The sequence below is a fragment of the Brevundimonas sp. genome (genome assembly GCF_041688735.1).
GTDB lineage: Bacteria > Pseudomonadota > Alphaproteobacteria > Caulobacterales > Caulobacteraceae > Brevundimonas.
This window is the reverse complement of sequence record NZ_JBDNHO010000021.1, coordinates 1-11,635: the sequence shown is the minus strand read 5'-3', so window position 1 is coordinate 11,635 and position 11,635 is coordinate 1. Positions and strand designations below refer to the sequence as shown.

General features: G+C 66.4%; 11 protein-coding genes, 1 tRNA gene and 2 rRNA genes. 7 read left to right on the top strand and 7 right to left on the bottom strand.

Annotated elements, in window-relative coordinates; genetic code table 11:
• The first annotated feature begins 14 nt into the window (after positions 1 to 14).
• Positions 15 to 221, top strand: a complete 207-nt coding sequence (locus tag ACESMO_RS02775; protein ID WP_372706659.1) for a DUF2093 domain-containing protein — start codon at positions 15 to 17, stop codon at positions 219 to 221.
• Between the two features lie 114 nt (positions 222 to 335).
• Complete coding sequence (locus tag ACESMO_RS02770) at positions 336 to 479, top strand: hypothetical protein (RefSeq protein WP_372706658.1); 144 nt, start codon at positions 336 to 338, stop codon at positions 477 to 479.
• On the opposite strand, the gene ACESMO_RS02765 is transcribed toward ACESMO_RS02770, so the two are convergent.
• Both ACESMO_RS02765 and ACESMO_RS02760 read right to left on the bottom strand, forming a co-directional pair.
• The gene (locus tag ACESMO_RS02765) at positions 446 to 1,381 is read right to left on the bottom strand and encodes a lysophospholipid acyltransferase family protein (protein ID WP_372706657.1); all 936 of its coding nucleotides are present in this window, start codon (positions 1,379 to 1,381) and stop codon (positions 446 to 448) included. The genes ACESMO_RS02770 and ACESMO_RS02765 overlap by 34 nt on opposite strands.
• Positions 1,371 to 2,141 carry an SDR family NAD(P)-dependent oxidoreductase gene (locus tag ACESMO_RS02760; RefSeq protein WP_372706656.1) on the bottom strand — a complete coding sequence of 257 codons (771 nt, stop codon included), beginning with the start codon at positions 2,139 to 2,141 and terminating at the stop codon, positions 1,371 to 1,373. The genes ACESMO_RS02765 and ACESMO_RS02760 overlap by 11 nt, the downstream gene beginning before the upstream one ends.
• A gap of 106 nt (positions 2,142 to 2,247) precedes the next feature.
• Between ACESMO_RS02760 and ACESMO_RS02755 the strand changes: the two genes are divergently transcribed.
• Positions 2,248 to 3,516 (top strand): EAL domain-containing protein, encoded by a 1,269-nt coding sequence (locus tag ACESMO_RS02755; protein WP_372706655.1) that lies wholly within the window; start codon positions 2,248 to 2,250, stop codon positions 3,514 to 3,516.
• Positions 3,517 to 3,716: 200 nt separating this feature from the next.
• On the opposite strand, the gene ACESMO_RS02750 is transcribed toward ACESMO_RS02755, so the two are convergent.
• Positions 3,717 to 4,064, bottom strand: a complete 348-nt coding sequence (locus tag ACESMO_RS02750; RefSeq protein ID WP_372706653.1) for a glycine zipper 2TM domain-containing protein — start codon at positions 4,062 to 4,064, stop codon at positions 3,717 to 3,719.
• A 952-nt stretch (positions 4,065 to 5,016) separates the two neighbouring features.
• On the opposite strand from ACESMO_RS02750, the gene ACESMO_RS02745 reads away from it, so the two are divergent.
• The 3 genes from ACESMO_RS02745 (at position 5,017) to ACESMO_RS02735 (ending at position 7,448) form a co-directional block, all read left to right on the top strand.
• Positions 5,017 to 5,886, top strand: a complete 870-nt coding sequence (locus ACESMO_RS02745) for a TIGR01459 family HAD-type hydrolase (protein ID WP_372706652.1) — start codon at positions 5,017 to 5,019, stop codon at positions 5,884 to 5,886.
• A 142-nt stretch (positions 5,887 to 6,028) separates the two neighbouring features.
• Positions 6,029 to 6,490, top strand: coding sequence for a MaoC family dehydratase (locus tag ACESMO_RS02740; protein WP_372706651.1), 462 nt, complete (start codon positions 6,029 to 6,031; stop codon positions 6,488 to 6,490).
• Position 6,491: 1 nt separating this feature from the next.
• Positions 6,492 to 7,448 (top strand): bifunctional riboflavin kinase/FAD synthetase, encoded by a 957-nt coding sequence (locus ACESMO_RS02735; protein ID WP_372706650.1) that lies wholly within the window; start codon positions 6,492 to 6,494, stop codon positions 7,446 to 7,448.
• Between the two features lie 8 nt (positions 7,449 to 7,456).
• Here ACESMO_RS02735 and ACESMO_RS02730 read toward each other — a convergent pair whose 3' ends face one another.
• A complete protein-coding gene (locus ACESMO_RS02730; protein WP_372706648.1) occupies positions 7,457 to 7,633 on the bottom strand; it encodes a hypothetical protein in 177 nt (58 codons plus the stop codon).
• Here ACESMO_RS02730 and ileS point away from each other — a divergent pair.
• Positions 7,632 to 10,637 carry an isoleucine--tRNA ligase gene (ileS, locus tag ACESMO_RS02725; RefSeq protein ID WP_372706647.1) on the top strand — a complete coding sequence of 1,002 codons (3,006 nt, stop codon included), beginning with the start codon at positions 7,632 to 7,634 and terminating at the stop codon, positions 10,635 to 10,637. The genes ACESMO_RS02730 and ileS overlap by 2 nt on opposite strands.
• Before the next feature lie 202 nt (positions 10,638 to 10,839).
• Here ileS and ACESMO_RS02720 read toward each other — a convergent pair.
• From ACESMO_RS02720 to ACESMO_RS02710, 3 genes are all read right to left on the bottom strand, one after another.
• Positions 10,840 to 10,916 (bottom strand) — tRNA-Met (locus ACESMO_RS02720).
• A gap of 79 nt (positions 10,917 to 10,995) precedes the next feature.
• Positions 10,996 to 11,110: ribosomal RNA gene (gene rrf / locus ACESMO_RS02715) — 5S ribosomal RNA — on the bottom strand.
• Between the two features lie 81 nt (positions 11,111 to 11,191).
• A 23S ribosomal RNA gene (locus tag ACESMO_RS02710) occupies positions 11,192 to 11,635 on the bottom strand; the annotation flags it as partial.

The window sequence follows — 11,635 nt, the reverse complement described above, 5'->3', positions numbered from 1 at the left end:
TCTAGCCTGCGGCCATGAGCGACAGCGCGACCGGACAGGCCACCCTGCATTACGGCGACGGCGAATACGCCGTGCTGAAACCGGGCCGGTTCGTGACCTGCGCCGCCAGTGGCAAGGCCATCCCCCTTGAGACGCTGCGCTACTGGTCTTCCCTGCGTCAGGAACCCTATGCCGGACCGTGCGAGGCGCTGGAGCGACTGGTCGGAGCTTCACAACCGTGACCCTCGACCGCCGGACGATTCTGGCCGCCGGCGGCGCCGGCCTGATCGCCTCGCCCCACCTGTCAGCGCCATTACAGGCCGGGCCACCCACAGACCTCGACCTGGCCGCGCGCCATGATCATCGTCAACACCCGCGCCTTCATCAAGGCGGAGGCCTTCTTCGGTCCGGACCGCCGCCGCGTCCGTGACGGCTCGTATTCGGGCGCCCCGCGCCGCGCGCGAGATCAGTCGGGCGACAAGGACGTCAGCGCCGCATAAACCTTGTCCGGCCAGCGCTTGTGGACCCAGAACCAGTCGACCGGGCTTTCGCGCACCCGATCCTCGATGAAGCCGGTGATCGCCTGCACACCGCGCGCGATGTCCGCCTGGCGATCGCCGGTCTTCTCCAGCGTGATCGGCTCATAGACGGTCAGCCGGAACCGCACGCCCGGCAGCCGCACTACCGACATCGGCTGCAACACCGTGCCGAACCGCAGCGCCAGACGGCTGGGACCCGGCGCGGCGTTGACTGGCTGGCCGAAGAAGGTCACTTCCGGCCCCTCCGAGAATTTCTGGTCGTTCATAAGCGCCACCGACTCGCCGCGCGCCATTCCGGCCAGCAGTTCGCGCGCGCCGTCCCCGCCCTTGGGCGCGAACAGCTTGACCCCATAACGCGCCCGCGCGGCGATGATCTGGGCATCGACATAGGGGTTGTTGGCCGCGCGATAGGTGATCTGGCACGGCACGCCCGAGCCGGTGATGGTCGCCGCCAGCGTTTCGATATTGGCGAAATGGCCGCCCGCGAACACCACCGGCCTGCCACTGTCGCGGATCGCATGCAGACGCTCCAGCCCGACCACCTCGATCCGGTTCTGCTTGACCAGCAGGTCCATCACCGCCGTCTCGGCAAAGGCGCGGCCGGTCTGTTCCCACTGCGCCAGCGCCAGCGCCTCGCGCTCGGCCACCGGCATGTCGGGAAAGGCGATACGCAGGTTCCGCATCACCGTGCGCTGGGTCCCCGTCTTCGGCCCGACGGTGCGCAACAGCCAGCCGCCGAGCGCCGAGGCCCGCTCGACCCCCAGCATCCGCATCAGGCCGATGAAGCCGGCGAAGGCGGCCGCCTCCAGCCGCCAGATCAGGTCCTGCTTCAGACTGACCGGTTTCGGATCCTCACCAGGCAATCGTGATCCCGCCGTCCACTACCAGGGTCTGGCCGGTCATATAGGCCGAGGCCGGAGCCGCCAGATAGACCGCCGCGCCCGCGATCTCGTCCGGCTGGCCGATCCGCTTCAGCGGCGCGGGGTCCGTCACCTGCTTGAGCAGTTCGGGGTTCTCCCACAGGTATTTGGCGAAATCGGTCTGCACCAGGCCCGGCGCGATGGTGTTGACCCGCACGTTGGACGGCCCCCACTCCACCGCCAGATTGCGCGCCAGCTGCATGTCCGCCGCCTTGGAGATGTTGTAGGCGCCGATCAGGGCATTGCCACGCAGCCCGCCGATCGACGAGACGATGATCACCGACCCGTCGCGCCGCTCCAGCATCTGCGGCGCGACCATCTGGATCAGCCAGTGGTTGGAGACGACGTTGTTCTGCAGGATCTTGCCGAACTGATCGTCCGTGATCCCCGCCATCGGCCCGGCATAGGGATTGGTCGCGGCGTTGCAGACCAGGATGTCGATCTTGCCGAAGGCGGCGTTGGTCTCATCGACCAGCCTTTGCAGGTCTTCCTTGGAAGCGATGTTGGCGGGGATGGCGATGGCCCTGCCCTCACCGTGCTTCGCATTGATCGCCGAGGCCACCTCGTCGCACGGCCCGGGCTTGCGCGAGCTGATCACCACCCGCGCCCCATGCTCGGCCATGCGCTCGGCTATGGCCTTGCCGATGCCCTTGGACGAGCCGGTAATGACCGCGACCTTGCCGGTCAGATCAAACAATTCCATCGTTAACCTCGAAAGCAGGGGGAATCCGTTCACGGACTCTAGGCGATCTGCTCTGATACCCCGATACTCGAGCGATTCCATCCGGGAACACGGAACGACCGCTTTCATGCGCGCCCTCACCCAAGGTTTTCTGGTCTTCGGCTATCTGTTCCTGGCGCTGACCGTCGGGGCCTTCATCTGGCGCGCCGGTCTGGGCACCGGAGCGGGCGCGGCCGGGGCCATCGCGACCCTCGGCCTGCTCGTCGCCGTGCACGCCTGGCTGACGGGCCGGACCGAGCGCGCCGCCCTCAAGAAGGAAATCGATCAGGTCCGCGAGGCCCACCGCCTGCTCGCCGACGCGATGGAGTCGACGCAAGGGGCCCTGACCGAACTGGCCCAGGCCATCGAGACCGGCACCCTGTCCTCGACCGAACAGCTGTCGGGCGAGGTGCGCATGCTGGAAACGCTGATCCAGCAGATGAGCGAGTCGATCGACCAGCGGGTCTCCGAGGCGCCGCCCGCCAGCCCGTTCGAGGCCCGGCACCGGCAGCAGTCGAACGTCCTGCTTCAGACCATTCACGCGGCCCTGGCCGAGAACCGCGTCGACCTCTACCTCCAGCCGGTGGTCAGCCTGCCCCAGCGCCGGACCATCTTCTATGAGAGCTTCACCCGCCTGCGCGCCGCCGACGACCGGGTGATGATGCCGGCCGAATACCTCTCGGTCGCCGAGGGCGAGGGCCTGGTCCCCGCCATCGACAATCTGCTGCTGTTCCGCTGCGCCCAGATCGTCCGCCGTCTGGCGCGGCAGGACCGCAAGGTCGGCGTGTTCTGCAATGTCGCCCTGTCGTCGCTCGGCGATGAGACCTTCTTCCCCCAGTTCCTCGACTTCCTCAGCGAGAACCGCGACCTCAACCAGGCCCTGATCTTCGAACTGGGTCAGGCGACGTTCGACGCGCGCGGCGCGATCGAGGCCCGCAACATGGCCAAGCTCGCCGATCTCGGCTTCCGCTTCTCGATCGACAAGGTTCAGACGCTGGACCTCGATTTCGCCGACCTCCAGCGGTCCGATGTCAAATTCATGAAGGTCTCGGCCGACCTGCTGATCGAAACCCTGCTGGACACCGACGCGGCCTCGGCCCTGCCGTCCCTGCGCGACATCTCCGCCGCCGACTTCGCCGGCCTGACCCGCCGCTACGGCATCGAGCTGATCGCCGAGAAATGCGAAACCGAGCGCCAGATCGTCGACATCCTCGAACTCGACGTCGGCATGGGCCAGGGCCATTTGTTCGGCGAACCCCGCGCCATCAAGGAAGCCGTGCTGGCCGAGACCGATCCCCCCGCCGACTTCATCCGCTCGACCCTGCGCAGCGCCGACCACCGGCAGCGGATGGGGTAGGGCAGCCCAAGAATATCTTCTCCCCTTGAGGGAGAAGGTGCCCCCGGAGGGGGCGGAAAAGGGGAGGGACAGCGGCCTTTCCGACGATCCAACGGCCACCGCCGAGTGATCAGGAGGACACCTGCTCAACCTGGGTGTCTGACGCCTCATCCGGCCCTGCGGGGATGGTCTTCTCCCGCAAGAGGAGAAGGAAGCCCACGCTACCAGCGCCGATCTTGGTCCTGCCAGTAGACCCGCTCGCGACCATATCGCCCATCCCGATTATACCCGCCGAAGCCATAACCGCAGGGATCGTCTTCCGCCGACAATTGATTGCCGATCAGGGCCCCGGCCAAGGCACCTATGACCGCGCCCTGCTCGCGGTTGTCACGGCCGGCGACCGCCGCCCCGACCGCCGCGCCCAGCGCCGCCCCGGTTCCTGTCACCAACCGGCGGTTCTCGGCGTAGTCCCGCTCACATCGCGAGGCCTGGTCGTCGCGGGTGGTGGCGCAGCCGCTCAGTACGGCGGCGCAGGCCGCCACGGCGGTCATGGTCAGAACGGCTCGCATCGCGTCTCTCCCTCTGGGCCCCGGCTAGCGAACGTCGGGCGGACGCTGCGGTTCCGGCCCCTCTCCCGCCGGGAGAGGGCTTGAGCGCACGGCGGCGTCGCCGCCGTCCTTGCGCAAAAGGGTGAGGGGCGGTTGCCCGAGGGCGGCTTCGCCGCTCCGACCAGTCGACCCTCATCCGGCGCCGCGCGCCACCTTCTCCCAACGGGAGAAGGTGGCGGTTGTGCTGGCATTCCGCTGACCGTCGGCACATCTCGCGCGACCAACCCCCTGATTTTCCTCACCCTTCAAAAATCTCAGCGTCACCAGCCCGCCCGGGTTGAAACCGCGCTTAGACTCTCCTCATCCCGTCGGTGGGGAGGGCGTCGGATCCAACGCCTCGATGTCGGCGGGCTGTGGTCGAGCGATGAAGCCCGGAGGATGGAGACTTCGGGGGTCCTTGTGGTCGGTGATGGATGCCGCCTGCCTGCTCGCCGCGCGCTGAAGGCGGGACCGCCGACTTCGTCATGTCCCTCCCTCGTCCGGTCCAGCAATGGTCCGGGCGGTGATCCGGTAAGGCCCGAAGCAAGGGCCGCCAGCCGGAGAGCGCGTGGAAAACGATTGCGCGGGGCCGGTCAGCTTCGTCGAAACGGTAAATTCTATCCAATCACCGGGCGAGGCCCGGCCGCCCCGCGCCCTCCCCAACCGCCTGTTTTGCGCAGGCGGCGCCTCAGCGCGTCTGCCTTCTCCCCTTGCGGGAGAAGGTGCCCCCGGAGGGGGCGGATGAGGGGTGGGACACCCATCCGTCCGTGGACCGCGTCTGGTCCCGCCCGCTTGCCTGCGGAACAGCCCCTTCATCCGAGCCGCTCCGCCGTCCACCTTCTGCCGCAGGGGAAGAAGCAAACCGAAAGTCACCCATGAAAGCTCACCGCTCCCGACCCTTCACCGCCAACCCCGAACCCGCTATCAGCCCCCCATGACCCTCCCCCACGCCTTGAACGGTCTCGGCGACATCGCCGCCGACTATGACATCCTGCTCTGCGACGTCTGGGGTGTGATCCACGACGGCCGCGAGAGCTGGCCTGCGGCCTGCGACGCCCTGAGCCGTTTCAACCGGGACCACGGGCATGTGGTCCTTATCTCCAACTCCCCGCGCCCGGCCTCGGACGTCGTCGCCCAGCTGGATCGCCTCGGCGCGCCGCGCGAAAGCTGGCGGGCCTTCGTCACCTCCGGCGACGCGACGCGGATGGTACTGGCCAAACGCGCGCCCGGTCCGGTCTGGATGATCGGCCCCGACCGCGACTGGCCGCTCTACGAGGGCCTCGGCCTCGTCACGGCCAGGGACGCCTCCGACGCCGCCTTCATCTCCGTCACCGGCCCCGTGGACGACGAGACCGAGACGCCCGAGGACTATCGCGAACGCCTGTCCGCCGGCGTGGCCCGGGATCTGGAGCTGATCTGCGCCAATCCCGATCGCGTCGTCCAGCGCGGCGACAAGCTGATCTACTGCGGCGGCGCTCTGGCGGACCTGTACGAGAGCCTCGGCGGTCGCGTGACCATGGCCGGCAAGCCATTCGGGCCGATCTACGAACTGGCCATGGCAGAGGGGCAACGCCTGCTGGGCCGTCCGGTCGATCGGTCGCGGGTGCTCTGCATCGGCGATGGCGTGGTCACCGACGTGCTGGGCGCCAATCGCCAGGCGCTGGACTGCCTGTTTGTCGCCCAGGGCATCCACGGCGACGCCGCGCGCGGGCCGGACGGTCGTCTGGACGCCGGCCGCGCCGCCGACCTGTTGAAGGCCGAGACGACCTATGCCCGTTACGCCACACTCGATCTGATGTGGTGAGCCAGACCAGTTTGGATTCGGGTCGGTTCGACCTGAATCCAGACAATGGTCCAGAATCAAAGTGGAGCGAAATCCGGGCCTTGGTCGCCGGAGGCAAGCAAGGCCGATTTCGCTCTACGTCAAATCACGCTAAGGCCGGGCCATGATCGAACTCGTCACAAAACACCCCTCCGGCGGATACATCCTCGAGGAACTGCACGTCGGCATGACGGCGGAGAAGATCATCCCCGTCACCGAAGCGCGCATCGGCCAGTTCGCCGAGGCCTCCGACGATTTCAACCCGGTCCACATGGACGAGGCTTTCGCGTCGAAGACCGCCTATCGCGGCCGCATCGCCCACGGCCTGCTGACGGCCTCGTTCGGCTCGGCCGTGGTCGGCACCATCCTGCCCGGCGCCGGCGCCATCTACATCGCCCAGACGCTGGGCTTCCACCGCCCGGTCCGCATCGGCGACGACGTCATGGTTCGCGTCTCCGTGGTCGCCGTGGACCCCGAGAGCGCTCGGGTCGAACTCGCCTGCGAGGGCTTTGTCGAAGGCCAATTGGTCATGGACGGCGTGGCCACGGTCCGCGTTCCGCGCCGACGTCGCCCGGCGAAGGACTGACTTGGTCGAGATCATCACCGACTGGCAGCATTTGCCCGAACGGCTCAAGGGATCGGCCGTCGCCATCGGCGCGTTCGACGGGGTCCATCGCGGGCATCAGGCCGTCATCGCCGCCGCTAACCGTTCCGCCGAGGCTCTGGACGCGCCACTGGCCGTCGTCAGCTTCGAGCCCCATCCTCGCCGCTGGTTCCAACCCGACGCCGCCCCCTTCCGCCTGATGACGGCCAACCAGATGGCGCGCGCGCTGGAGCCGCTGGGCGTGGCGCGGCTCTATCTGCTGGCCTTCGACGCGGACATGGCGGCGATGTCCGACGCGGACTTCGCCACCCGGGTGCTGAGCGACGGTCTCGGGGTCCGACACGTCACGGTCGGCTTCGACTTCACCTACGGCCAGGGTCGCACGGGCTCACCCGAGGGTCTGCGCCGCAATGGCGAGGCGCTGGGTTTCGGCGTCACCGTCGTCGACCGTATCGACGATCCCGACGGTCTGAAACTATCCTCCTCGGGCGTCCGCGAGGCCCTCAAGGCCGGCGACATGCCGCGCGCCGCCGCCATCCTCGGCCGTCCCTTCGCCGTCGAGGGCGAGGTCATCCATGGCGACAAGCGCGGCCGCACCATCGGCGTGCCGACCGCCAACATCCGCATGGGCGACTACATGCGCCCCGCCTACGGGGTCTACGCGACGCGTACCCGCCTCCCAAACAACGGAAAATGGGACGGCCGGGTCATCGACGGCGTCGCTAACCTCGGCGTTCGCCCGATGTACGAACTGGACGAACCCCTGCTCGAGGTCTGGCTGTTCGACTTCGACGAGGACCTCTACGGTCAGACGATAGAAACCGAGCTGATCGCCTGCCTGCGTGGCGAGATGAAATTCAACGGCCTGGAGGCCCTGAAAGTCCAGATCGGCGAGGACGCGGCGGCGGCGCGCGACGCGCTTCGGCTGGCGCCGCGCTGAACCGCCTGCTAGACTTTTTGCACCATGACCGTCCGCGTGTTTCGCTCGATTTCGATTAGCCGCCCGGCGTAGCGCCGCAGGGCCGAGAGGCCCCGTGCTCGCCGGGACTCGCGCTCAAACAGGCCGAAGGCCGGTAGCGCAAAATGAATCACGCGAACGATCAACACGACGAAACGAGACTTCATGGCTGACGCCGGCGACACGACAGACTCCTCCGCTCACCCCGGCGAAAGCCGGGGCCGCGACTATCGCGAGACGGTCTTCCTGCCCGAGACGCCCTTCCCCATGCGCGGTGGCCTGCCGCAAAAGGAACCGGCGATCATCGAGGCTTGGGGCGACCTCTATTCCGCCCTGCGCAAACAGCGCCAGGCCGAGGGTGCCCCCCTCTACGTCCTGCACGACGGCCCGCCCTACGCCAACGGCGACATCCACATCGGCCATGCCCTGAACAAGACGCTGAAGGATTTCGTCGTCCGCTCTCAGTTCCTGCTCGGCAATGACGTCGACTACGTCCCCGGCTGGGACTGCCACGGCCTGCCGATCGAGTGGAAGATCGAGGAACAGTACCGCGCCAAGGGCCGCCGCAAGGATGAGGTCTCCAAGGCCGAGTTCCGCCAGGCCTGTCGCGAATATGCGACCGGCTGGATCGACGTTCAACGCGAACAGTTCAAGCGCCTCGGTGTCCTCGGCGATTGGGACCACCGCTACGCCACCATGGATTTCAGCACCGAAGCGGCCATTGTTGCCGAGTTCCACAAATTCAAGAATTCGGGCCAGCTCTATCGCGGCTCCAAACCCGTCATGTGGTCCCCGGTCGAGCGCACCGCCTTGGCCGACGCCGAGATCGAATACCACGACCACGTCAGCCCCACCGTCTGGGTCAAATTCCCCGTGATGGCCGCGACCGACGACCATCCCGACGACTTGCTGGCCTTCCGCCACGCCAGCCCGTCGGTCGTGATCTGGACCACCACGCCCTGGACCATCCCAGCCAACCGCGCCATCAGCTACGGCCCCGAGATCGCCTATGGCCTCTATGAGGTCACGGCCATGGAGACCGGACTCGACTTCGAGCCCTGGGCCAAACCCGGCGACCGGCTGATCGTGGCCGACAAACTGGCCGAAGACGTCTTCAAGGCCGCCAAGATCGCGACATGGACCCGCGTCGACGACCTGAACCCCTCAGGCCTGGAATGCGCCCACCCGCTGGCGGCCCTTGCGCCCGGCTACGGCTTCTCCGTGCCGCTGCTGGCCGGCGACCACGTGACGGATGACACCGGCACCGGCTTTGTTCACACCGCTCCCGGCCACGGCGCAGACGACTTCGAGGTATGGAAGGCCCACGGCCATCACGAGGTGCCCGACACGGTCGATCCCGACGGGGCCTACTATGACCACGTCCCCCTGTTCGCCGGCCTCAAGGTGCTGGAGACCGAGGGCAAGAAGACCGGCAAATTCGGCCCCGCCAACCCCGCCGTGGTCGAAAAACTGATTGAGGCCGGCAACCTGCTGGCGCGCGGCCGAATGGAGCATTCCTATCCGCACAGCTGGCGCTCCAAGGCCCCGATCATCTTCCGCAACACGCCCCAGTGGTTCATCCGCATGGATACGTCGCTCAAGGACGACGGAACCCTGCGCGAGCGGGCCCTGGAGGCCATCGACAAGACGGCCTTCCACCCCGAGGCCGGCCGCAACCGCATCCGCTCGATGGTCGAGGGCCGTCCCGACTGGCTGATCAGCCGGCAGCGGGCCTGGGGCGCGCCCCTGGCCATGTTCGTCGACAAACAGACCGGTCAGCCGCTGGTCGACGCCGAGGTCGACGCCCGGATCACCGCTGCGGTGGCCCAGGGCGGTGCCGACGCCTGGTTCACCCGTCCCGACGCCGACTTCCTCGGTGCCCACGACCCCGCCCGTTACGAGAAGATCGAGGACATCCTGGACGTCTGGTTCGACAGCGGCTGCACCCACGCCTTCACCCTGGAGGCGCGCGACCCGGCTCACGGTTACACCGGCGATCGCCCCAGCCGCTGGCCCGCGAACCTCTACCTCGAAGGCTCGGACCAGCATCGCGGCTGGTTCCAGTCCAACCTTCTCGAAGGCTGCGGCACTCGCGGCCGAGCCCCCTATGACGCCGTCCTGACCCATGGCTTCACCCAGGACGAGAACGGGGAGAAGATGTCCAAGTCGCGGGGCAACACCACCGACCCCGCCGTCATCATTAAGGAGAGCGGCGCCGACATCCTGCGCCTGTGGGTCTCGCTGGTGGACTATGCCGAGGACCAGCGGATCGGCAAACAGATCCTTCAAACCACGGTCGACGCCTATCGCAAGCTGAGGAACACGGTCCGCTATCTGCTCGGCGCCCTGGTCGGGTTCGACGAGGAAGAACGCCTGCCGCTCGACCAGATGCCGCCGCTGGAGCGGTTCATCCTGCACCGTCTGTGGGAACTCGATCGCGACGTGCGCAAGGCCTACGCCGAATACCGCTTCCAGGACGTCGTGCGGCCGGTGCTGGAGTTCTGCTCCAATGACCTGTCGGCCCTGTATTTCGACATCCGCAAGGACAGCCTCTACTGCGACCGCCCTGACGCCATCCGCCGCCGCGCGGCGCGCACGGTGATGCATGAGGTCTTCATGCGCCTGACCGCCTGGCTCTCGCCCCTGACGCCCTTCACCATGGAGGAAGCCTGGGGCACGCGGTATCCGGACGGCGGCTCCAACTGCGCCCGGTTGATCCCGGAGACGCCGGATGCGTGGCGTTCTGACGATTCCGCGTTCCTTTGGCGACGTCACACCGAGGTCCGTTCCGCGGTAATGGGTGCGCTGGAACTCGCGCGGTCCAGCAAATTGATCGGCTCAAGTCTTGAAGCTTGGCCAAAGGTCTATCTGGACCTATCAGCGTCGGGCTATAGCGAGTCAGCCGATCCACGGTCGTGGTTCGCCTCGGGCGAAGACGCCGCTGACTTCTTCATCGTTAGCGGAATCGAGTTCGAGGATGGAGAGGGCCCAACAGAGGCCTTCAGACATTCAGATGCGCCGTTCGTATCCGTCAAGTTCGCGCGATCGTCTCACCCCAAATGCGCCCGCTCTTGGCGGCGCGTGCCGGATGTCGGCTCCGACCCCGCCTATCCCGACCTCAGCGCGCGCGATGCCGACACAGTGCGCTGGTGGGATGCCCGGACCGGCTGAGGCTCCACGCCGAGCGCCACATGCCAGACTTGGCCGCGACACGTCGCCGACCTGCGCGGGTGTCCATCTCGACCTTCGGTGACGCACAGCACCGTCACGCGGACCGTGCCGGGGTCGGCAATCGCCGCGTGGACGGCGACGGATAACGGGGCCAAAACAGCAAAAAGCCCCGCCGGCGGAACCGGGCGGGGCTTTGAGATCTTGGGTGCGGGAGCAGGATTTGAACCTGCGACCTTCAGGTTATGAGCCTGACGAGCTACCGGGCTGCTCCATCCCGCGGCAAGAGCGGCGTTGTAAAGGAAGAAGTGTTCGAGAGATGGGCGACAGCCCAAAATACAACCATCTATCCGTCTGGTAGACCCGGCGGCGACCTACTCTCCCGCGCCTTAAGACGAAGTACCATCGGCTCTGGAGGCCTTAACGACCGAGTTCGGAATGGGATCGGGTGGGGAACCTCCGACATAGCCACCAGGTCAACCAGGCGGATAGACGATTGTGAGAAGACATTGTCAGTTCAGCAGTAGCTGAAAAAATCGTATGAGTTTTGCTGAGAAACGATCAAGCCGATCGGATTATTAGTACCAGTAAGCTTCATGGGTCGCCCCACTTCCACACCTGGCCTATCAACGTGGTAGTCTTCCACGATCCTCAGCGAAGCCTTGTTTTGAGGTTAGTTTCCCGCTTAGATGCTTTCAGCGGTTATCTATTCCATACATAGCTACCCTGCTGCACAACTGGCGTCATGACAGGTCCACCAGAGGTATGTCCATCCCGGTCCTCTCGTACTAGGGACAGATCCTCTCAAGCTTCGAACACCCACGGCAGATAGGGACCAAACTGTCTCACGACGTTCTGAACCCAGCTCACGTACCACTTTAAATGGCGAACAGCCATACCCTTGGGACCTGCTCCCGCCCCAGGATGTGATGAGCCGACATCGAGGTGCCAAACTTTGCCGTCGATATGGACTCTTGGGCAAAATCAGCCTGTTATCCCTA

Excerpts from the sequence above, each read along its gene's own strand:
- ACESMO_RS02775 (WP_372706659.1), top strand. The coding sequence starts at position 15 with ATGAGCGACAGCGCGACCGGACAGGCCACCCTGCATTACGGCGACGGC.
- ACESMO_RS02770 (WP_372706658.1), top strand. The coding sequence starts at position 336 with ATGATCATCGTCAACACCCGCGCCTTCATCAAGGCGGAGGCCTTCTTC.
- ACESMO_RS02760 (WP_372706656.1), bottom strand. The coding sequence starts at position 2,141 with ATGGAATTGTTTGATCTGACCGGCAAGGTCGCGGTCATTACCGGCTCG.
- ACESMO_RS02755 (WP_372706655.1), top strand. The coding sequence starts at position 2,248 with ATGCGCGCCCTCACCCAAGGTTTTCTGGTCTTCGGCTATCTGTTCCTG.
- ACESMO_RS02750 (WP_372706653.1), bottom strand. The coding sequence starts at position 4,064 with ATGCGAGCCGTTCTGACCATGACCGCCGTGGCGGCCTGCGCCGCCGTA.
- ACESMO_RS02745 (WP_372706652.1), top strand. The coding sequence starts at position 5,017 with ATGACCCTCCCCCACGCCTTGAACGGTCTCGGCGACATCGCCGCCGAC.
- ACESMO_RS02740 (WP_372706651.1), top strand. The coding sequence starts at position 6,029 with ATGATCGAACTCGTCACAAAACACCCCTCCGGCGGATACATCCTCGAG.
- ileS (WP_372706647.1), top strand. The coding sequence starts at position 7,632 with ATGGCTGACGCCGGCGACACGACAGACTCCTCCGCTCACCCCGGCGAA.
- ACESMO_RS02730 (WP_372706648.1), bottom strand. The coding sequence starts at position 7,633 with ATGAAGTCTCGTTTCGTCGTGTTGATCGTTCGCGTGATTCATTTTGCG.